Source organism: Paraburkholderia sp. BR14312, from assembly GCF_040948675.1.
Classification (GTDB): Bacteria; Pseudomonadota; Gammaproteobacteria; order Burkholderiales; family Burkholderiaceae; genus Paraburkholderia; species Paraburkholderia nodosa_A.
This window is the reverse complement of the sequence record NZ_JBFPKI010000006.1, coordinates 95,380-116,389: the sequence shown is the minus strand read 5'-3', so window position 1 is coordinate 116,389 and position 21,010 is coordinate 95,380. Positions and strand designations below refer to the sequence as shown.

The window sequence follows — 21,010 nt, the reverse complement described above, 5'->3', positions numbered from 1 at the left end:
CCGGCTACCTGAACTAGCCCGCGAAATCCTGCCCCGCCGGAAAGCGGCGGGGTTTCGCCGGCGCATCGTGCAGCGCGCGGTCGGCGCTCGTGCCGGGCTCGGGCAGGCGGATCGTGAAGGTGGTGTACACGTGCGGCTCGGACTCGCAGGCGATCGTGCCGCCCAGCGCCTCCGCCACGCGGCGGCAGAATGTGAGGCCCATGCCGGCCCCGCGCCCGTGCGCCTTGGTCGAATAAAACGGATCGAACACGCGCGGCAGGATATCGGCGGGAATGCCGCAACCGTTGTCGGTAAAGCGCAGCACGCAAAAGCCCGCTTCGCTCGTTGCACTGATCTCCACGCGGCCCACGTAATCGCTCACCCTGTCGCTTCGTTCGGCCATTTCCGCGTGAATCGCGAAGAGCGCGTTCTTGAGCAGATTGAACAGCACGAACACGACGAGCGAATCCGAGCCCGAGAAACTCAGTTGTGCATCGATGGGTGCCACCTCGACCATGTCGCGCTCGCCAGTGCGGAATGGAAAGCGCTCGAGCGCCGCATTCACGCAGGAGCGCACCGGGTAGGTCTCGAAGCTGCGGCGGTCGAGCCGGTCGAGCGTGAACGAAGCCAGCGACATTTCGACCACGGTGCTCGTGCTGTCCACCTGGCGGCGTATCGAGGTGGCGAGCGAGGAAAGGCGCTCCGACTGACCGGGATAGAGTCCGTCCACGCACAACTGGTGCTGCACGGCCAGCTGATAACCGCGCATGAGTTCGGGCAACACGTTGCCGATTTCCTCCGCATGCATGCCGATGGCCGCGAGCGGCGTGGCGACTTCGTGCGCCACCGTAGCCGCGATGAGGTACGGGCGCATGAGGCCGAAACGCACGATCGTGACCGCGAGAATGCCAAGGCTGATCGCGATGAACACCGCGCCCACGGGATAGAACGCGAGCCCGTAATTGACGGCGTAATCGGTGGCGGCGAGTGTGTACAGGCCGAGACTCACGAAGCACAGGTCGAGCAGCTTGCGGCGATCGTGCGCGTGCGTCTGACCGCGCGCGGCGTACAGCAGCCAGGCGCTGCGGCACGCGAGCAGCACGGTCTGCGCCACGTGCACGGGATGCAGCATGCCCGCCTTCGGATACTTGCCGAAGAAGAACGTGCCGTAGCCGTCCACGACGGAATCGCTCAACAGCAGCAGCGCCGCGAGCAGCACGCTGAGCAGATACGAGGCGATGAGGAGCGGGCGTTCGCCGCGCCGGGCGCTCACTTCCGTCACGAAGTGATAGAACGTGGTAGGCAGAAAGAGGATAAAAAAGTATCCGACCTTCACGAGCACGCCGGACAGTTCGGGGTCGGACGTCTGGAACAGAAAGGCCCAGGTGCCCTGCCAGAAGAACGTGGTCGCGCACATCAGGGCGAACGGCACCGAGAGGCGCGTGAAGCCCTCGGTCAGGAGCACGTAGACGCCGAATCCGAGAAATAACGCGGACACGAACGCTGGCAGGATCGAGTACATAGTCTGTCGCGTGGGTTCTTGTTCTTACCGACCTGGTTGGCGCGGCGCGTTCCCTGCAGCGTTCCCCGTGCGCCCAATGTGCGATTCGCGGGCCGGATCTCGCCGCCCGATGCAAGGCGCATGAAATGCGCGCCGATCGAATCGATTTTGCCGATTATCGCCGCTAATGCCTGATTGCGGCGAAATTTTGCCGCTATCGGCACCGCCGCTATGCGCCGCGAATCCGCGATGGCCCAATTTCGGTCGAATTGGCAGAAAACCACGGCATCCGTCGATTGAGGACAACCCTGGCGCCGCCCAGAATAGAGCTCATCACCCACCCCCGACGGAGCATCCAGATGACCCCGACCCTCGCCGATGTCGCCATCCCCGACAGCAAGCTCGCCCGCGAAATCACCGAACTCGTGCGCGACACCGAATCGCCGCTGCTGTTCCATCATTCGAGCCGCGTCTATTACTTCGGCGCGCTGGCCGGCCGCCGGCTCGGCCTGAAGTTCGATCGCGAACTGCTGTACGCCGGCGCAATGTTTCATGACATGGGCCTCACGCACGCGCACAGCAGCGAGCACGAACGCTTCGAAGTAGACGGCGCGAATGCCGCGCGCGACTTCCTGCGCGGCCACGGCATCTCGCAGCAGGACATCGACCTCGTGTGGACCGCCATCGCGCTGCATACGACGCCGGGCATCCCGCAGCACATGCATCCGGTGATCGCGCTCGTGACGGCTGGCGTCGAGATGGACGTGCTCGGCATTGCCTACGACCGCTTCAGCGACACCGAACGCGAGGCCGTGGTGCACGCGCACCCGCGCAGCGAGCACTTCAAGGAGGACATCATCCAGACCTTCTATGACGGCATCAAGCACAAGCCCGCCACGACGTTCGGCAACGTCAAGGCCGACGTGCTCGCCGACAAGGACCCGCACTTCCATGCCGGCAACTTCTGCAGCGTGATCCGCCATTCGGCCTGGCGCGGTTGAGTGACACCCGGAGCGATCCGGGACGTCTGAGGCGGCATGCGGCGCGGTTCTGACAGGCGATGCTATGCTCATCGCGATGTCCGCAAACGCGCTGCCGGGCCACGCTGCAATGCGATGCGCGCGCGTCCAGTCACAGTCCGCCGAGGGCTTCATGCAGCACACGCCAGGCCGCACGCGGCCGCACGGCTTCTCCAGCATAGTCATGAAACGCCCGCATCTCGTGGTGACGGTGTGCTTTCTTGCGGCCATGGCGCTGGTGAGCGGCGTCGGCCTGCGCCAGCTCTACCAGATGACGCGCTACGACCTCCATAGCCGCCAGCGCGACCTGGAGGTGCGCGCCGTAGGCGTGGACGCGCTGATTTCCGCAGAGCGCCGGCGCCTGCTGTTCCTGCGCGACTATGCGGAACATCTGCTCGCTTCGCCGGGCCAGCAGCGCGCCGGCTTGCAGAATCCGAAGGTGCAGGCCGCGCTGCGCGACAGCGGCCGGCCGCAATGGGAGGCTCCCGGCGCGATGGACGGACCGCGCGTTTTCGGCACCAATGCGCAAGGGCTCGCGGGAATCGAGGGGTTTGACCGCGACGCCGCCGCACTGCCCGCCGACATCATGCTCGCGCGCTCGATCAGCCCGCTCCTCGCGATCAGCCAGCACGCCGACGCGGTGCAAAGCACGGTCGCGTATATCTCGGCCAACGGCCTGTACGTGCTCTCGCCCGAGCGCCCGGACGCGCACGCGCCCGACCTGTTGCGGCGCTTCAGCACCATGCCCTACTACCGCCTGCATGCCACCGGACAGAATGCGGGACGCGACATCGTCTGGACTCCGATCTATACGGAATCGAAAAAAGGCGAGGCGATCGCCACGCTCAGCGCGCCCGTCTACACGAACGGACAGTTTCGCGGCGCCGTGGTGATGGACGTCGCACCCTCGCGCCTGCTCGCACTCCAGCTCGCCACCTCGAACCTGACCGACGACGAGGCGCCTGCCGAGTTCGGCCTGCTGAACAGTAACGGCGACCTCGTCTACTTCGTCAATGGCGAGATCACGGCGCAGCGTCCCGCGCGCTTCGATCCGTATCTGCTCGACGTCGCGCGAGCGTCGGCGGCGGCCTGGATAAAGCGCGGCAAGGGCTACGCCGTGCGCTCGGGCCGGTATCTGCTGTTCCAGCACGTGGGCGATACGCAATGGATCCTGCTCACGGACACGGACGACTCAGAACTCACGCTCGCAGCAGCGCGCCGCGTGTTCAACAGCCCGCTGATCGTCGCCTGGCTGGCGATCGCGGTGCTGCTCGTCGGCACGCTGCGCATCGTCAAGCACATATTCGGCCAGTACGTCGAAGCGAGTACGCGGCTTGAAACGCTCGCGCGCAGCGATCCGCTCACCGGCCTCGCGAACCGCCGGCGCTTCCAGGAAGTATTCGACGAAACACTGGAACGCGTCGCCCGCGAGGGCGGTGAAACGGCGGCGCCCGCCGTGGCGATGCTGATGCTCGATATCGACTACTTCAAGCGCGTGAACGACCGCTTCGGCCACGCGGCCGGCGACCGCGTGCTGGTGATCTTCGCGGACATCCTGCGCAACAACCTGCGCAGCGCGGAAATGCCTGCGCGCGTGGGCGGCGAGGAATTCGCGGCGCTGCTTCCCGGCGCCGATCTCACGACGGCCGCGAGCGTTGCCGAGCGCATCCGCCGGGCGGTCGAAGCGCACGCGGCAGACTCGGCGCATGGCGCCAGTGTGCCGGGCGAAGCCGTGAACCCGGATGCGATTGCGTTCACCGTCTCGATTGGAGTGGCGGCCAGTCCCGCCGACTGCCCCGCCCACTACGAAGCACTCATGCAGGTCGCCGACCGGCGGCTCTATGCCGCGAAGACAGGCGGCCGCAATCGCGTCGTTGCAGAGGATTCCCGATCGATCGATCCAGCGCGTGCCTGACGTGGGTTTGCCGATCCCGGTGGCCGCATTCATGCGCCACGCATGAGCCGGAACCCCGTCGGCCGCTGCGATTGCGCTTGCGCGCCGGACAGCAGCGCGTCGCCGCCAGCGGAAAGACGCTACCATCGGCAGCGGCGATCGACGAAGGCCGCGCGTCGCCTTCGTCCGCGACGCCGGAGCCCGACCGTACGCCATGAGCAGCCGACTCACCGCCCTGACGACCTATTGTGTCGTGGCGTTCGCCGTCCTGGCAACGCTCACGGCGGCAGTGTATGCGTCGGACGCCGTCAACGAACGCCAGCAGCGCCAACAGGTGGACGTCTTTTCGAATCGCGCGCTGCTGCGCGCCGAACTGGTCACCTCCGAAGCCGACTCCGCGCTGCGCCAGCTCATGTCGTACCCCGACACGCCGTGCACGAACGACCACATGCAGCGCCTGCGGCAGGTCGAGGAGCAGTTTCGATACATTCGCGAAGTCGCCTCGACCCATGACATGCGGCTGCGCTGCAGTTCGCTGCACGGCGCTGTCGACATCGCGTTGCCGCCGCCCGAATGGACCTATGCAGGCGGCTTCACCGCCTGGCATACCGAAGTCGGCAAGCGCGGCAACGAGCGGCAGATGCTCAACGTGCGCCTGGGCAACCACGTCGTGGTGATCGATCCGCGCTTCTACCTCGACATCGTGCCGCTCGACGACACCATCAAGCTCACCGTGCTCGAAACGCAGCACGGCGCCGTGATTTCAAGCTGGCCGCACACGGACGACGCCCTCGTACGCGCCGCGCTCCAGCGCACCGGCAGCCCGTATTTCGAAGGCCGCTATTACGTCGTCGAGCGCTCGAGCCGTTATCCCATTGCGGTGGTCGCATACGAGCCCGAGGACCGCATGCGCCGCGACGTGCCGGCGCAGCTCAGAACGCTGCTACCGCCCGCGCTCGTCCTGAGCGCCATCGGCACGTGGCTCGTCCTGCGCTGGCGCCGCACGCTGCGCACGCCGCGCAACGCGATGCTGCAGGGCATCCGTCGGCGCCAGTTCGTGGCGTGGCTGCAGCCGCTCGTCTCGCTGGAGAGCGGGCGCTGCGTCGGCGCCGAAGCGCTCGTGCGCTGGAAGCTCGAAGACGGCACCCTTGTCGCGCCCGACACGTTCATTCCGATGGCGGAGTCGCTCGATCTCATCGAGCCCATCACCGATCAGGTCATACGGTCCGTGTTCGAGGGCGTCGGCGCGATGCTCGCGCGTCGCCGCGATCTGCACGTCTCGCTCAATCTTGCCGGCAAGGATCTCGCCGGCACACGCGTGCTCCAAACCCTCAAGGCGAGCCTCGCGAAATATGGCGTGCGCCCCGAACAAATCTGGTTCGAAGCGATCGAGCGCACGCTCATGGATACGGCCAGCTCCGCACCCGTTCTCGAAGCGTTTCGCGCAGCCGGTCACCGCATCTTCATCGACGATTTCGGCACGGGATATTCGAGTCTCTCGTATCTGCAGGCATTGCCCGTGGATGGCATCAAGATCGACCGCTCGTTCCTCCTCTCGCTGGCGAGCGGCGAGGAAACGAACAAGATCGTGCCGCACATCATCGAAATGGCGCGCAGCCTCGACCTGCTGATGGTCGCCGAGGGGGTGGAAACCGAGGCGCAAGCGCAATATCTGCGCGAGCGCGGCGTGCAGTTCGCGCAGGGCTGGCTCTATGCGAAGGCCATGCCCGCCGACGAATTCCTGCGCTACCTGGAGCGTGAAGCGGCGCGCACGCGCGAGACGTGAGCGTGGCGCACGCTCAGGCGAACTGACCCGGCGACGCGGCGTGCGGCACCTCGCCAGGCGAATGCGGGAGTGCCACGCCGCCGCACCGTGCCGCAGCCGCCTTGCTGAGCACGGCGCTGTCGTAGCCACGGCCGGCAAAACGCACGACATCGACGAGACTGAAGCCTTGTGCGCGATAGAACGCGATGAGGTGGTCGGCGGGAAACGGCGTGTCGAGCGCGAGCTGCGTGTAGCCGCGCGCAGCCGCCCAACGCCCCGCGAAAGCAAGCAGCGCGCGGCCGATACCGCGGCTTTGCCATTTTGGCTCGATGCCGAACTGATGGACCGAAGCCACACTGCGCTGGCGATAATGTTCGCACTGCGAATGGCTATCGTGACCTTCCACCGTGAGCGTGCCGATGATCCTGCCATTGCAGACAGCGACGAAACAATCTCCAGCCAGCGCGCGTTCACGCGTGAGGCTCGCCGCCTGATCGGCACATGAGCAGTGCAATCCAAGCGACGCGAGCCGCGAAAACGCGCGATGCAGCAGACCCGTCAGCGCTTCCCATGAGTCGTGGCGTGGATCGAAGCGCCTCAGCACGAGCCGGCCGAGGCCGGGCTGCACGGAACTGATCTGCTCTTGCGGGCGCTGGGTTGCACGCGAGATCGACATGGCGTCTCCAGTCGTTTCGATGCCTCCAGTCTAGGGTTGCCCGGTAAGGGCCACAAGAAAAAATCTCGTAAAAACCGGCGCGATGGTTGTGAATGCAGTGGTGTATGCGCGCTAGCCTTGCTCGGCCATACGCTCCACCACGGCGAGCACGATGCGTCGTGCCGAGTCGATATGCGCCACGGTCAAGGCGCGCGCGCCGCGTGCGTTGCGCGCGAGGCACGCTTCCAGGATGGCCTCGTGTTCGTGCTGAAACGAGGGTGTATCGGCAAGGAGCGTATTTTGCAGCCGCTCATAGCGCTCCACCTGAGCGCGCAGTTCGCGTATCGCCGCCAGTTGCCTGGCGTTGCCGCAGGCGCCGTAAATCAGTTCGTGAAATTCACGGTTGAGTTCGCCCTGCTTCTGCGTGGTGACTGCTTCGCCCAGCAGCCGGTGAACGAGTTCCGCGCGTGCAAGCGTTTCGTCGTCGATGCGCTTGACCCCGCGAAAGACCGCGTCGCCTTCGAGCAGCGCGCGCAGGCCGTAGATCTCCTCCACGTCCTGCACCGTGAGCATGCGCACGACCGCGCCGCGATTGCGGAAAATCTCGACGAGCCCCTCGCGCGCGAGCCGCTGGATCGCTTCGCGCAACGGAATGCGGCTCACCTCGAAACGCTCCGCGAGATCGCGCTCGACAAGGCGCTCGCCGCTGCCCAGTTCACCGCTGACGATCAGGTCGCGCAACCCGGACGCAACCGCGTCCGCCGTGGAGTCGAATTTTGTTTCCATGCATGTCATGCCCGGTTAGTGCCCGGTTCGTTTTCGGGCCCGTTCGGCATAATGGTATACCAAAATTCCGAATGCGGTCATAATGGCGTATCCCCTTTTCGATCGAACGGAGACTCAGCATGGCGCATGGCGAACACACCTACCGAGTTTCGGTGCAATGGACGGGCAATCGCGGCAGCGGCACCTCGGGTTATCGCGACTACGACCGCGATCACGTGATCCGCGCGAACGGTAAGCCGGACATTCCGGGCTCTTCGGATCCGGCCTTTCGCGGCGACGCTTCGCGCTGGAATCCGGAAGATCTGCTCGTGGCCTCGGCTTGTGCGTGCCACAAGCTCTGGTATCTGCACCTGTGCGCCGAGGCGGGCATCGCCGTGCTCGCCTATGAAGACGAGGCCGAAGGCACGATGGCCGATACGCCGCAGCGCGGCGCCTTCACGAAGATCGTGCTGCGCCCGCGCGTCACGATCCGCGCGAGCGACAACCGCAGCCTCGCCGAGCGGCTGCATCACGCAGCGCACGAGCAGTGCTATATCGCCAATTCGGTGAACTTCCCCATCGTGTGCGAGCCGGCCATCGAATTGGCTGCGTAACGCTCGCGAACGCCCCAGGCGGCTCGGGCCGACGTCCCGGCACTCCCGCGAGTGCCGGAAACAAAAGGGCTCGATCCCAAATTCCCGCTGCAACGTTCGTGAACGTCGTCACGACTGACTGCTCCCTCCGAAACAGCCCCATATAAATCGTATGCGATTTAATCTTATGCGCTTGACACGGGGAAATTTCTTGCCCATTATGCATCGCATGCGATTCGATCTTACGCGACGCATATGACCCACCCCTGAATTCCATCAAGGAGCGCAACATGGCAACGATCGACAAAGTGCTGTTCTCGGGCAACACCCACACCACCTTCAATCACGACCCCGCGGCCCAACGCGGTGAATTCGGCGTCGTCGACCTCCACCTGTCGTCTTCGAGCGGCGAAACCCTCGACATCGTCGCGACCGAACCGCATCCGCGCGCCGAGCAGCTGTTCGCCGGCGCATGGTCGGCCTGCTACATCTCCGCGCTCGCCATCGCGGCCTCGCTGAAGAAGGTCGCCCTGCCGGAGGACGCTTCGGTCGACATTCAGGTCGATGCCGGCCAGACCGGCGCCGCCTGGTTCCTGGGCGCGCACTTCACGGTCACGCTGCCGGGCATCGAGCAAAACGTGGCCGAGGCCATCGCGCGCAGCGCCCATCAGATCTGCCCGTACTCGAAGGCCGTGCACGGCAACATCGACGTGAGCCTCACCGTCGTCACCGCATAACCGGCAACCGCAATTCACGCTTTCACCCGAATTCACTGCAATTCACATTTACCTAGCGAGATCCCATCATGAAGACCCAATTCATCGCCAAGCTCCTCATCGCCCTTTCTGTCAGCGCAGCCGCCCCCGCATTCGCCAGCGGCTACGGACCGGCGCCGTCGTATCGGCCCGAAGTCGGCGCACCGGCATCGCAACGCGGCCAGAGCGTGCAAACGCTCGCCGCCGAGCGCGCCGGAAGCGGCACCGCAGCGACGGCATACGGCGGCATGGCCGACGCCACCTCGGGCGCGGGCAGCCGCGTCTCGATGGAGCGAAACAACCTCTTCGCCCACCATTGATTGCACCACCGCGTCGTGGCTGTTTCGGCGGACATCGCAATGGCGAGGTGCGGCGGAACCGGTGTCGGCCTGCGATATAATCGCAAGCGATTTATTCAAGTTTGCGAGCCATTGAGGCCTTTGCCCGAAGAGGATGACCATGAAATCGACGGACCACCCGGCGCAGGGCGCCACGCCCGCGCCGCTCGCAGACTACCTTTGCTTCGCGGTTTACTCGACGAATCTGGCGTTCGGCAAGGCCTACAAGCCGATCCTGGACGAACTCGGGCTGACCTATCCGCAGTACATAGCGATCATCGCGCTCTGGGAGCAGGACAACCAGACGGTGAGCGGCCTGGGCGAGAAACTCTTTCTCGAATCCAACACGCTGACGCCGATGCTAAAAAAGCTCGAAGCGATGGGGTATGTGCAACGGCGGCGCGATCCGGAAGATGAGCGCCAGGTGCGTGTGAGCCTGACCGCGAGCGGCCGGAAGCTGCGCGAAAAGAGCCTGAAAGCCGCGGATCTCACCGACGCGACCGGGCTGGGCCACGACGAATTCATGAAACTGCAAAAGGCGATCGTGAACCTGCGCGCCAATTTGATTCGTTCACTCGACACCGAATAGCCGTCGCAGCCGCGCCCACGTTTTTTGCGGACCGGCTTCGATCATCAATAGTCAGGACTACGACAAATACCGTGGTTGAAGGAAGGCATACGCACGTCCAATGCGTCCTGCTCGCCACGGCCCAACGTCACCATCAGGAATTGATATGTCAAACGAACTTCGTCCCACCCCGCTTTCGCGCCGGCGTTTCATCGGCGCCGCTGCCGTCACGCTTGCCGGCGCCGCAATGAGCCGTTTCGCCTTCGCTGAATCGAAGCCGTCGGCCGGCGGACTCACGCAGATTGCGGCCGGCGATCCGTCTTCGATTCGTCCGCTGCGCGTGCATGTGCCGGAAGCGGCGCTGACCGATCTGCGGCGCCGTATCGTCGCGACGCAATGGCCCGAGCGCGAAACGGTCGACGACGCCTCGCAAGGCGTGCAACTCGCGACCATGCAACGGCTCGCCAGCTACTGGGCCAACGACTACGACTGGCGCAAGGTGGAGGCGAGGCTCAACTCGCTGCCGCAATACGTCACGGAAATCGACGGGCTCGATATTCACTTCATCCACGTGCGCTCGAAGCACGAGAACGCGCTGCCGATCATCGTCACGCACGGCTGGCCCGGCTCGATCATCGAGCAGCTGAAGATCATCGAACCGCTGACCAACCCGACCGCTCATGGCGGGAGCGCATCCGATGCATTCCACGTCGTCATTCCCTCGCTGCCGGGCTACGGTTTCTCAGGCAAGCCGACGAAGACCGGTTGGGACCCCCAGCGTGTCGCTCGCGCCTGGGTCGTGCTGATGGACCGGCTCGGCTACAAGCGCTACGCCGCGCAAGGGGGCGACTGGGGCAATGCCGTGACGGAACAGTTGGCGCTGCTTAAGCCGCCAGGACTCGTGGGCATTCACACCAACATGCCCGCGACCGTGCCCGACGCTGTCGCCAAGTCGCTCAAGGACGGCACGCCGCCCCCTGCCGGGCTTTCGCCGGAAGAGCAGCACGCATACGACCAGCTCGATTACTTTTACAAGCATGGTCTGGGCTACGCCCTCGAAATGGCGAACCGCCCGCAAACGCTCTACGCGATCCAGGATTCGCCAGTCGGCCTCGCTGCGTGGATGCTCGACCACGATGCGAGCGGTCAGGCGATGATTGCGCGCGTGTTCGCAGGCCAACCCGAAGGCCTGACGAAGGATGACGTGCTCGACAACGTCACGCTCTATTGGCTGACGAAGACGGCGGTCTCCTCCGCGCGCCTGTATTGGGAAAACAAGCTCAACTTTTTCGAGCCCAAACATGTGGAGCTGCCGGTTGGCGTGAGTGTCTTCCCGGATGAAATTTACGCCGCGCCAAAGAGCTGGACGGAACACGCCTACCCCAGGCTGGTTCACTACAATCGCCTTCCGAAAGGCGGCCATTTCGCAGCATGGGAACAGCCTGCCGCGTTCACGGAAGAAGTTCGCGCGACCTTCAGAACGCTGCGTCAGCCGGCCTGACGAAATGCCGCAGGCGTGAGCTTTCGGGTGTCCGACGATTTTATCAAGGACTCCGAAGGCTCGCGTCCACCCCCAACTACAAACGGCCCCGTGCGCCGTCCGATGGACTGCAACAACGGGTGCGCCTCCTTCCCAAATACTGCGCTGCGTGGCTGCCAGGATCGCCCAAGCGGAAAAACGGCGCAAATTCCAGTGCTTTTCCACGAATAGAAGATCGCGCACCTCGCGGACAATGCCGGTCATAGCCCGATTTGCGGCTATTTCAAACGTGCGCCGACCGGCGCAAGTCAAACTTCGATGTCAAAAAAAGAAAGGTGATTGTTGTGTTTGCCCGGATATTCCTGCTGTGGATGGCGTCGCTGATGCTGGTGCAAGTCGGTTTTCGATATCTCGATGCAGAGTCGCTGCTCGATTTCGGCGACACGGCATTCGAACCGGCTTCCGCGACGCAGGTCGCCCAGCAGCAGGACGCCGAACTGGAACTGGAACTGGCCGCACAAGGTGCGAGCGTCCGTGGGATCGCGCCGCTAGTGTCGATCAAACCGGACATCGTCAATCTCGGCGCCGAGGTAACGCCTCATCTGCGCGATGCCATCTGGGCGCCGCATGCCGGGACGGCGTCGAACGCCTCCTATCTGCGCGAAGCCTGTTCGTCTGGCTTCACGCGCCTGAAGATGGCCGCCCGCTGGTTCGATGCGCGATTCGCGGCGCTCATGCTGGCGCTCGGGGTGTTGCTGTTCGCGCTGCGCGCCTGGTGGCTGCGGACGGTGCGCCACGATCTGCTCGCCATGATCGCCACCCTGCGCGCCGCGACGAGCGCAAGCGGCCCGGCACCCGCGCTCGCGCTCGTGGACTGCCCGCGCAAGCTGCATGGGCTTGCCCGCGCGATCGGCGATCTGTTGTGCCGCCGCACCGGCGCAGTCGAAGACCAGTCGGCTACCTTCGCCGCTTTCCTGCGGCAGACTGAATCGCGGGTGGCGCGGTTGCGCGCCTATGCGATGAACGTCACGCGCTGGAACTTGCGCGTGGCCCTCGTCGAGGACATCGATCTCTTCCAGGATCTCGCGCGGCAGTTCGTCGACACGGCCGGCCAGGGCGGCGTGAATCATGCGCCCGTGAACGTGGACGCGTATCTGAAGGACCGCTTCGTCTATGGCGCGAACGCGGACGCGAGCATCGTGCTGCGGCTGGAAGCCGGCGAGGCGTTTGCGCTGCCGCGCTCCGCGCTCGTGCGCCTCGTCGACAATCTCGTGGGCAACGCGCACGCGCACGGCAAACCGCCCATCGAGATCTGCACGGCGCGCGGGCCGCGCTCGTGGACCTTGAGCGTGCGGGACCACGGCGAAGGCGTAGCGGCGAGTCTGCCCGAGGGCGGCGCGCCGGCGTCGCCGTTGCCCGCCTCGCGCGCGGCGAGCCTTCGCCTCGACTCGCATTGGGGCATGGGCCTGTCGATCGTCCGGCGCCTCGCGCGCCTGTGCAACGCGAAGCTCAAGATCGGCAATCATCCCGAGGGCGGGCTCTGGGTGCGCGTCATCGTGCCGATGGACAAAGCGCGGCACGCCTGACGCGACACCCTCCCCTCAAGCCCCCAGCAGCACGCCGCTGCGTATCGGCCGCGTGCCCGTCACGCGACCGAGCGGCGCGCCGGCCGTGACGAAGCGAATCGCCCTGCGCATATAGAAAACGCCTTCCGCCGTGCTATTCACCGTCGTCGTTGCCCCCGTCATCGGATCGACGATATCGAAGAGCGGGTCGTTTTCGCGGATCATGTCGCCGATTTTCGCGCGGTGCACGAGAATGCCGCTGCACGGCGCATAGCATTGCGCGCTGCCGGCGAGCGGCGTGGCAGGCATCAGCAACTCCGGCAGCGGCTTCACGTCGCCGCCGGTGAGCGCACCGCGCCAGCGCAGATAGTCGATCAGCGCGTCGGCGTCCTGCTGGGCGGTTTCCCACGACACGTCGCGCTGGCCGCGGCACTCGATCGTCACCGCGGTGGGTCCGGCGGGCACGGGCTGCGTGGCCGGCATCTGTTGACGCAGTTGCCACCACAGCAGGCTATGCGCCTCGTCGAACGCCTGCGCGCCCGAGTCGGTGGCGAGCAGTTGCGCGCGCGAGCCGAGGTAGCGGGCCAGCGGCTCGACATCGGGCCAGCCGGCCTCGCTCGTGTACACGTGCATGACCGCCTCGAGCGAGCAATGCAGGTCGATGATGAGATCGGCGTCGTGCGAGAGCCTGAGCAGCGCCAACTGGAGCGAATCGAATTCCGTGAGCGGCTCCTGTGCGTCGAGCGCTTCGCGCATCAGTTGCCGGATCAGCTCGCGGTTGCGGTCGACGTCCGCGCCGAGCGTCTCCTTTGCGCGCGCGAGCAGCTTCGGAAACGCGTGGAAGTGGCGGTTGAAGTTCCTGCCGCTCGCAAGATCGAACCGGCCGATGAACTGGCCGAGCACGTGCTGGTTCAGGCCCACGGGATTGGCGAGCGGTACGAGCACCACCTGCGCGGCGAGCGCGCCTTGTGCTTCGAGCTCCGCCAGTTGCGCGCGCAACAACACGGCCGTCAGCATGGCGGGCGTTTCGTCGGCGTGCAGCGACGCCTGGATATAGACCTTCTGGGGCGCGTCGGCGGGGCCGAAATGGAAGCTGGTCAGTTCGCGGTGCGTGCCCGGCGTGGCGCTCAGGAGCGGAATCGTTTGCTGGTTCATGAAGTCAATGCGGTTTCAAAAATGTGTGCAGCGGCCCAGTTGCCGCTCAGTTTCCGTACGGATCGAAGTCGAAATAGCGATGCGCAATCTGCGCGTAGGTGCCGTCCTTGAGCATGGACGCAATCGCGTCGTTCATCTGCGCCTGCAGCGCCGCTTCGTCCTTGCGCATGCCGATGCCCGTGCCGCGGTCGCCCATCGAAATCGGGCCGCCGGCAAACGCGAAACCGTTGCCCTGCGGCGTGCGCAGGAAGCCGTAATCCGCTTCGACGTAGCCCAGCAGCGCGGCGTCGAGCCGCCCGTTGACGAGGTCGGCGAACACTTCGTCCTGGCTCTTGTAGGTGACGACGTGCACGCCCGCCGGCGCCCAGTTCGCGAGCGCATAGGTCTCGAACTGCGTGCCCGCCTGCACCCCGACCGACTTGCCGGCCAGCGACTGCGCGGTGGCGCCGAACGGGGCGCCCTTGCGTGCGACGAGCCGCGACTTGAACTGGAACAGCTTCGATGTGAAGAGAATTTGCTGCTCGCGCTTCGCGGTGATCGCCATCGACGACATGATCGCGTCGATCTTGCGCGCCTGCAGCGCCGGGATCATGCCCGAGAACTCCAGCTCGACCCACTGGCAATGCGCGTGAATCCGGCGGCAGATCTCGTTGCCGAGATCGACGTCGAAGCCTTTGAGCGAGCCGTCGGGTGCCTTGGCGTCCATGGGCGGATAGGTCGGATCGATGCCGAGGCGCACGATGTCGCCCTCGCGCGCAAAGGCACTGCTGCTTAGCGTCAGCGCGAGCGAAAGAAGGATCGACGGGATTTTTTTCATGATGAGCGCACGATGAACGGCGAGAGAAGGTGGGGGTCTCCTGCCCGTCCGATGGTAGGACGACGCTGCGTTCGGGAAAAGCTCGAATTCGTCTATCATGATCACTCTTACCGATCGCAGCCAGTCATCGCCCATGAGTCTCACGCTCTCCCAATTGCGCGTCTTCGTCGCCGTCGCCCAGCGCGGCAGTGTGCGGGCAGCTTCGCGCGCGCTCGGCGTGGCGCAAAGCGGCGTGACGCAGCAGTTGCAGAATCTCGAAGTCGAACTGGGCGGCCCGCTGCTCACACGCACGAATCGCGGCGTGACGCTCACGGTGCTCGGGCAGCGCATGCTGGTACGAGCGGCGTCGATTCTCGGCGAGTGCGAGCGCGCGAGCGAAGAGGCGCAGCAACTGCGCGGCGATTACGCGGGCGAAGTGGCGTTCGGCCTGACCACCGATCCGCTCATGGACGCGCTCGTGCCCGTGCTCGGGCAGTACAGCACGCGGTTTCCACGCGTGGCGCTGCGTCTGCGCACGGGCACGTCGCGCATGATGATCTCGTGGATACGCGAAGGCACACTCGATTTCGCGCTCGCCCTCGTTTCTGACCAGACCGATACGACCGATCTCTCGGTGACGGAGCTTTACCCGTCGGACCCGGTGGTCGTCTGCCGCCGCGACCATCCGAAGGCGGGGGCGCGCACGCTGCGCTCGCTCACCCACTGCGACTGGCTCGCGACGCGCTCGCCCAATATCGCGGACGCCTTCGCTTCGAGCCGGCTCACGACGTTCTTCACCGACCATGGCTTGCCGCCGCCGCGCATCGTCGCGACGGTGGAGGGGCTCTTCGAAACGCTGCATTGGGTCAGCGAAACGGATTGCCTCGCGCTGGAGTCGTCGGTGGTCGCCACGCGCGGCCCGTTTGCCAAACGGCTCGCGCGCATCAGGATCGCCGAACGGCCCGCGGCGCAGCAGGTCTGTTTGCTGCAGCGCGCGGCCGTGCCGCTCACGCCTGCCGCACAGCAACTCGCGACCATGCTCGCTTCGTATGCGCGGGCAGGCCGCGCGCCGCGCTGAGGCGATCGTTACGCGCCTTCTATGTAAGCACTAAGCCCCGACGCCAGCGCCGCAAAAGTTACCGTGCAACGCGCGCTCGTGCGCAGATCCTCATGCATGGCGACCCACGTATCCAGGCTCAGCGAGAACTCGTCGCGCAGAACGCGCACCAGCTTCGGGTCTCTTGCCGCCAACGGCGACTGGCACCCGCCGATGCCGAAACCAGCGCGTATCGCGGCCAACTGGGCAAGGTCGCTGTCGGCGCGAAATGCAAAGTTATGACGGCTGTAGGCTGCGAACCTGGGCTGAACCGAACGAATGAACGCGTTCTCGTGATCGAAGCCGATGACCGAATGGCGTGTCAGCTCTTTCATCGACTTCGGCACGCCATGAAGCGCCAAATATCGTTCGTGGGCATGCAGCCCGACGTCGATCGCGCCAATACGTTTGGCGATCAGCGCCTCCTGCACTGGCCGGAACATGCGTATCGCAATGTCCGCTTCACGACGCAGGAGGTCGTCCGCCCTGTTTGACAGCACGAGTTCGATCCTCAGCTCGGGATATTGGTGGCGCAGCGCCGCCAGGATCGGCGGCAAGACCTCGACGCCGATGACTTCGCTCGCCGTCAGCCGCACGGTCCCGCGCACGCCCGAGCCGTGACCGCTCGCCGCGCGGCGCAAGGCGGCCGTCGTCATCGCAAGGCCGACCGCGTACGGCCGCAGTTCATTGGCCGCCTCGGTTGGCGAGAACCCATCGGATGAGCGCGTAAACAGCGTGAGTCCAAGCGCCGCCTCCAGACTTTCGACGTGGCGGCCGACGGTCGGCTGCGTGATGCCCAACGCGCGGGCGGCCGCCGAGAGCGAGCCGCTTTCCAGGACCTGCAGAAAGCTCCGGTACCACTCCCAGTTCGGTTCCTTGTCGGCCATACTTCGTCCCCAATTCAGATCGCAGTCTATACATAAATGTATAGCTTATGGTCTATTTTCGCCAATTTTCTATTGACGGCAAGCGGCGCAGAATGCCCCTCATCACCGCTCACCCGTCAGGAGAACCCGCATGAACGCCACCCCCATCAATCGACAGAACCGCGCACTCGTACTCGGCGCCAGCGGCGGAATCGGCAGCGAAGTCGCGCGCCAGTTGCTCGACGCCGGCTGGCAAGTCCGCGCGCTGCGGCGCGGCGGTGCGCCGGGCACGGCTGCCGCCGGCGCCATCGAGTGGGTCGACGGCGACGCGCTCTCGCGCGAAGCGGTGATACGCGCCGCGCAGGGTTGCGCGGTGATCGTGCACGCCGTGAACCCGCCCGGATACCGGCGCTGGGCGGAAGTCGTGCTGCCGATGATCGACAACACGCTGGCCGCCGCGGCCGCCGTGGGCGCGACCGTCGTGCTGCCGGGCACCATCTACAACTTCGGGCCCGACACCTTCCCGGTACTGCGTGAAGATTCGCCCCAGCAGCCGCTCACGCGCAAGGGCGCGATTCGCGTGGAACTGGAGCGGCGCATGCGGGCCGCGAGCGAGCATGGCGTGCGCTCGATCGTCGTGCGTGCGGGGGACTTTTTCGGGCCGCAGGTGGGCAATAGCTGGTTTGCGCAAGGCATCGTGAAGCGTGACGAGCCGGTGCAGGTCGTGCGCCAGCCGGGGACGCGCGGCGTGGGCCACGCGTGGTCGTACGTGCCCGATGTCGCGCGCACGATGATCGAGCTGATCGAGCGGCGCGACACGCTGCCCGCGTTCGCAGTGTTCCACATGGCCGGCCACTGGGACGCCGATGGCTCGCAGTTCGTCGAAGCGATCTGCCGCGTCGCCCGGGGTCACGGACTGAAGCCGCAGAGCAAGCCCTTCGCCTGGGCCTTCATGCGCGCCATCTCGCCCTTCGTGACGACGCTGCGCGAACTGATGGAGATGCGCTATTTGTGGAGCGAACCGTTGCAGCTCGACAACGCCCGCCTCGTCCGCGAACTCGGGCGCGAGCCGCATACGCCGCTCGACGAAGCCGTCGAGGCGACGCTCATGGGTCTGAATTGCCTCGGCGCCGACGAGCGCGCGCCGAAGGCGGCTTGATGGTTACGCCTTCAGGCGCTGCGCGATTTGATACGGATTCCGAATGTCAATGCGAGTGGCTCGGCACGTCCGAGCCGCGGCAACCCACCAGGAAGTCGAAATCGCAGCCCTCGTCGGCCTGCAACACGTGCTCGACATAAAGCTTGCGATAACCGCTGCGATCGGCGGGGATGGGCGGCTGGTTCGCAGCCCACTCGTCGAGCCGCGCGACGATCGCCTCGTCGCTGATATCCACGCGCAATACGCCCTCCTCGCAGTCCAGCTCGATCCAGTCGCCGTCCCGCACGATCGCGAGCGGGCCGCCCGCACGCGCTTCAGGGGCCACGTGCAGCACCACCGTGCCGTACGCCGTGCCGCTCATGCGCGCGTCCGACACGCGCACCATGTCGGTCACGCCCTGCGCAAGGAGCTTGGGCGGCAAGCCCATGTTGCCCACCTCGGCCATGCCCGGATATCCCTTGGGCCCGCAGTTCTTCAATACGAGCACGGAATCGGCCGTGACGTCGAGATCGGGGTCGCCGATGCGCGCCTTGTAGTCGTCGAAGTTCTCGAACACCACGGCGGGCCCGCGATGCTTTAACAGCTTCTGCGTGGCCGCCGACGGCTTCAACACCGCGCCGTTCGGCGCGAGATTGCCGCGCAGCACGCACAGCGCGCCGTCTTTGACGAGCGGATTGTCGAGCGGGCGAATCACTTCGGCGTTGTGAATGGGGGCTTCGCGCACGTTTTCCCACAGCGTTTTGCCGTTGGCCGTGAGCGCATCGGGATGCGGCAGCAGGTTCGCTTCACCGAGGCGCCGCAGCACGGCGGGCAAGCCGCCCGCGTAATAGAACTCCTCCATCAGAAAGCGGCCCGAAGGCTGCAGGTCGACGAGGGTCGGCGTACCTTGCCCGATGCGCGTCCAGTCGTCGAGTTCGAGCGGCACGCCGATGCGTCCCGCGATCGCTTTCAGGTGGATCGCCGCATTGGTCGAGCCGCCGATCGCCGCGTTCGTGCGAATGGCGTTTTCGAACGCCGCGCGCGTGAGCAGCTTCGAGAGGCGCAGGTCTTCGAGCGCCATCTCCACGATACGCATGCCCGACATGTGCGCGAGCACGTAGCGGCGCGCGTCCACGGCCGGAATCGCCGCGTTGTGCGGGAGCGTGACGCCCAGCGCTTCGGCCATGCACGCCATCGTCGAAGCCGTACCCATGGTGTTGCAGGTGCCCGCCGAGCGCGACATGCCCGACTCCGCCGACATGAACTCGTGGATCGAAATCTTGCCCGCCTTCACCTGCTCGCTCAGTTGCCACACCACCGTGCCCGAACCGATATCGCGCCCTTCGTGCTTGCCGTTGAGCATCGGGCCGCCGGTCACGGCAATCGCAGGGACGTCGCAACTGGCCGCGCCCATCAGCAATGCGGGCGTGGTCTTGTCGCAACCGACCAGCAGCACGACGGCATCGACTGGATTGCCTCGTATGGATTCCTCAACATCCATCGAAGCGAGGTTGCGTGTGAACATGGCCGTGGGCCGCAGGTTCGACTCACCGTTCGAGAACACGGGAAACTCGACCGGAAATCCACCGGCTTCATAGACGCCGCGCTTGACGTGCTCCGCGAGCTTGCGAAAGTGCGCGTTACACGGCGTGAGTTCCGACCACGTATTGCAAATGCCGATAATCGGCTTGCCGGCGAACTCATGATCCGGTATTCCTTGATTCTTCATCCAGCTCCGGTACATGAAGCCGTTCTTATCCGTGGTGCCGAACCACGCGGCCGAGCGAAGCTTGGGCTTACGGGTGTTCATGGCTTTGCCCACTTAGTGAGAAAGTCCTATAAATAGCATGACTATATGGACTGCGATTATCGGGAAAACGCTAATCGAAACCGTTCTGGTCGTTGCATATAGTTTGTCTATTGTGGTCAGCAGGGGCGGCCAACGGTATACCGAGAGGATATAACCGAAGGCCAGGGATGGCGCGATACTTCTCGTGATACTGTCCGGCCGTGATGGACGCGGGTGTAGCGCCATGAATTAAAGAAATACAACGCACAGAGCTACATCGGAGACACGCATGAAACTGGCAACACGCATGGTAAGCGGGTTGGTCGCTGCGGCGGCCGCTTTCTCGTTGGCGGCGGGTGTCGCACACGCCGAAGACAAGCAGATTACGCTGGGTTTTGCGCAGGTCGGCGCGGAAAGCGCCTGGCGCACGGCAAACACGGTGTCGGTCAAACAGGCCGCCAAAGACGCCGGTATCAACCTCAAGTTCTCGGACGCCCAGCAGAAGCAGGAAAACCAGATCAAGGCGATCCGCTCGTATATCGCCCAGAAGGTGGACGTGATCGCGTTCTCGCCCGTGGTCGAATCGGGCTGGGAGCCGGTGCTGCAGGAGGCCAGGCGCGCCAAGATTCCCGTGATCCTCACGGACCGCAACATCGACGTGAAGGATCAGTCGCTCTACGTGACGATGATCGGCTCGGACTTCATGGAAGAAGGCCGCCGCGCGGGCAAGTGGCTTGAAGATCACTACAAGGACAACCCCGGCCCGATCAATATCGTCGAACTGCAAGGCACCGTGGGTTCCGCACCGGCCAACGACCGTCACTCGGGCCTCATGGAAGTGATCAAGAACGATCCGAAGTTCAAGATCATCGCGTCGCAAAGCGGCGACTTCACGCTGGCCGGCGGCAAGCAGGTCATGGAAGCATTCGCGAAGACGTATGGAAACAAGATCAACGTGGTCTACGCGCATAACGACGACATGGCGCTCGGCGCGATCCAGGCCATGGAAGAAGCCGGCATGAAGCCGGGCAAGGACATCAGCGTCGTGTCGTTCGACGCCACCAAGGGCGGCTTCCAGGCGATGATCGCCGGCAAGATGAATGTCGACGTGGAGTGCAGCCCGCTGCTCGGGCCGCAGCTCATGAGCGCCGTGAAGGACGTCGTGGCGGGCAAGCAGTTGCCCAAGCGCATCGTGACGAACGAAACGGTGTTCCCGGAGGACGTGGCGGCACAGGTGCTCCCGTCGCGCAAGTACTAAACTTCGCTGCAAGCGGCGCGGCGTGCTTCGTTGCC

Annotated in this window: 19 protein-coding genes; 12 read left to right on the top strand and 7 right to left on the bottom strand. The window is 65.0% G+C overall.

The window, feature by feature from the left end; translation table 11 throughout:
- Positions 1-13: 13 nt before the first annotated feature.
- Entirely contained in the window at positions 14-1,501 is a 1,488-nt protein-coding gene (locus AB3X98_RS18150; RefSeq protein ID WP_368602402.1) for an ATP-binding protein, read from the bottom strand.
- A gap of 338 nt (positions 1,502-1,839) precedes the next feature.
- Here AB3X98_RS18150 and AB3X98_RS18145 point away from each other — a divergent pair, with 338 nt between their 5' ends.
- The 3 genes from AB3X98_RS18145 to AB3X98_RS18135 all read left to right on the top strand — a co-directional run bounded on the left by AB3X98_RS18145 (position 1,840) and on the right by AB3X98_RS18135 (position 6,179).
- The gene (locus tag AB3X98_RS18145) at positions 1,840-2,481 is read left to right on the top strand and encodes an HD domain-containing protein (protein WP_069265856.1); all 642 of its coding nucleotides are present in this window, start codon (positions 1,840-1,842) and stop codon (positions 2,479-2,481) included.
- Between the two features lie 202 nt (positions 2,482-2,683).
- A complete protein-coding gene (locus AB3X98_RS18140; protein WP_368602401.1) occupies positions 2,684-4,414 on the top strand; it encodes a diguanylate cyclase in 1,731 nt (576 codons plus the stop codon).
- Between the two features lie 193 nt (positions 4,415-4,607).
- Positions 4,608-6,179, top strand: a complete 1,572-nt coding sequence (locus AB3X98_RS18135; protein ID WP_368602400.1) for an EAL domain-containing protein — start codon at positions 4,608-4,610, stop codon at positions 6,177-6,179.
- Between the two features lie 13 nt (positions 6,180-6,192).
- Here the strand turns inward: AB3X98_RS18135 and AB3X98_RS18130 are convergent, their stop codons facing one another.
- Both AB3X98_RS18130 and AB3X98_RS18125 read right to left on the bottom strand, forming a co-directional pair.
- Complete coding sequence (locus AB3X98_RS18130) at positions 6,193-6,834, bottom strand: GNAT family N-acetyltransferase (RefSeq protein ID WP_368602399.1); 642 nt, start codon at positions 6,832-6,834, stop codon at positions 6,193-6,195.
- A 111-nt stretch (positions 6,835-6,945) separates the two neighbouring features.
- Positions 6,946-7,599 carry a GntR family transcriptional regulator gene (locus AB3X98_RS18125; protein ID WP_176732910.1) on the bottom strand — a complete coding sequence of 218 codons (654 nt, stop codon included), beginning with the start codon at positions 7,597-7,599 and terminating at the stop codon, positions 6,946-6,948.
- A 119-nt stretch (positions 7,600-7,718) separates the two neighbouring features.
- On the opposite strand from AB3X98_RS18125, the gene AB3X98_RS18120 reads away from it, so the two are divergent.
- The 6 genes from AB3X98_RS18120 to AB3X98_RS18095 all read left to right on the top strand — a co-directional run bounded on the left by AB3X98_RS18120 (position 7,719) and on the right by AB3X98_RS18095 (position 12,898).
- Entirely contained in the window at positions 7,719-8,192 is a 474-nt protein-coding gene (locus AB3X98_RS18120; RefSeq protein WP_266229397.1) for an OsmC family protein, read from the top strand.
- 269 nt (positions 8,193-8,461) lie between these two features.
- A complete protein-coding gene (locus AB3X98_RS18115) occupies positions 8,462-8,908 on the top strand; it encodes an Ohr family peroxiredoxin (protein WP_368602398.1) in 447 nt (148 codons plus the stop codon).
- 68 nt (positions 8,909-8,976) lie between these two features.
- Positions 8,977-9,246, top strand: coding sequence for a hypothetical protein (locus AB3X98_RS18110; RefSeq protein WP_368602397.1), 270 nt, complete (start codon positions 8,977-8,979; stop codon positions 9,244-9,246).
- Positions 9,247-9,385: 139 nt separating this feature from the next.
- Positions 9,386-9,853 (top strand): MarR family winged helix-turn-helix transcriptional regulator, encoded by a 468-nt coding sequence (locus AB3X98_RS18105; RefSeq protein ID WP_254315907.1) that lies wholly within the window; start codon positions 9,386-9,388, stop codon positions 9,851-9,853.
- A 145-nt stretch (positions 9,854-9,998) separates the two neighbouring features.
- Positions 9,999-11,333: an epoxide hydrolase family protein gene (locus AB3X98_RS18100; protein ID WP_368602396.1), complete on the top strand. Its 1,335-nt coding sequence runs from the start codon at positions 9,999-10,001 to the stop codon at positions 11,331-11,333.
- Positions 11,334-11,656: 323 nt separating this feature from the next.
- A complete protein-coding gene (locus tag AB3X98_RS18095; RefSeq protein WP_368602395.1) occupies positions 11,657-12,898 on the top strand; it encodes a sensor histidine kinase in 1,242 nt (413 codons plus the stop codon).
- Positions 12,899-12,913: 15 nt separating this feature from the next.
- On the opposite strand, the gene AB3X98_RS18090 is transcribed toward AB3X98_RS18095, so the two are convergent.
- A complete protein-coding gene (locus AB3X98_RS18090) occupies positions 12,914-14,032 on the bottom strand; it encodes a succinylglutamate desuccinylase/aspartoacylase family protein (RefSeq protein WP_368602394.1) in 1,119 nt (372 codons plus the stop codon).
- 46 nt (positions 14,033-14,078) lie between these two features.
- Positions 14,079-14,849, bottom strand: a complete 771-nt coding sequence (locus AB3X98_RS18085; protein ID WP_368602393.1) for a transporter substrate-binding domain-containing protein — start codon at positions 14,847-14,849, stop codon at positions 14,079-14,081.
- Positions 14,850-14,982: 133 nt separating this feature from the next.
- On the opposite strand from AB3X98_RS18085, the gene AB3X98_RS18080 reads away from it, so the two are divergent.
- Positions 14,983-15,906: a LysR family transcriptional regulator gene (locus AB3X98_RS18080; RefSeq protein ID WP_368602593.1), complete on the top strand. Its 924-nt coding sequence runs from the start codon at positions 14,983-14,985 to the stop codon at positions 15,904-15,906.
- A gap of 8 nt (positions 15,907-15,914) precedes the next feature.
- Here the strand turns inward: AB3X98_RS18080 and AB3X98_RS18075 are convergent, their stop codons facing one another.
- Entirely contained in the window at positions 15,915-16,811 is an 897-nt protein-coding gene (locus AB3X98_RS18075; RefSeq protein WP_368602392.1) for a LysR family transcriptional regulator, read from the bottom strand.
- 130 nt (positions 16,812-16,941) lie between these two features.
- Between AB3X98_RS18075 and AB3X98_RS18070 the strand changes: the two genes are divergently transcribed.
- Positions 16,942-17,949, top strand: coding sequence for an NAD-dependent epimerase/dehydratase family protein (locus tag AB3X98_RS18070; protein WP_368602391.1), 1,008 nt, complete (start codon positions 16,942-16,944; stop codon positions 17,947-17,949).
- A 46-nt stretch (positions 17,950-17,995) separates the two neighbouring features.
- On the opposite strand, the gene AB3X98_RS18065 is transcribed toward AB3X98_RS18070, so the two are convergent.
- Positions 17,996-19,738: an IlvD/Edd family dehydratase gene (locus tag AB3X98_RS18065; RefSeq protein WP_368602390.1), complete on the bottom strand. Its 1,743-nt coding sequence runs from the start codon at positions 19,736-19,738 to the stop codon at positions 17,996-17,998.
- A gap of 268 nt (positions 19,739-20,006) precedes the next feature.
- Here AB3X98_RS18065 and AB3X98_RS18060 point away from each other — a divergent pair, with 268 nt between their 5' ends.
- Positions 20,007-20,975: an ABC transporter substrate-binding protein gene (locus AB3X98_RS18060; RefSeq protein ID WP_069265841.1), complete on the top strand. Its 969-nt coding sequence runs from the start codon at positions 20,007-20,009 to the stop codon at positions 20,973-20,975.
- Positions 20,976-21,010: the final 35 nt, after the last annotated feature.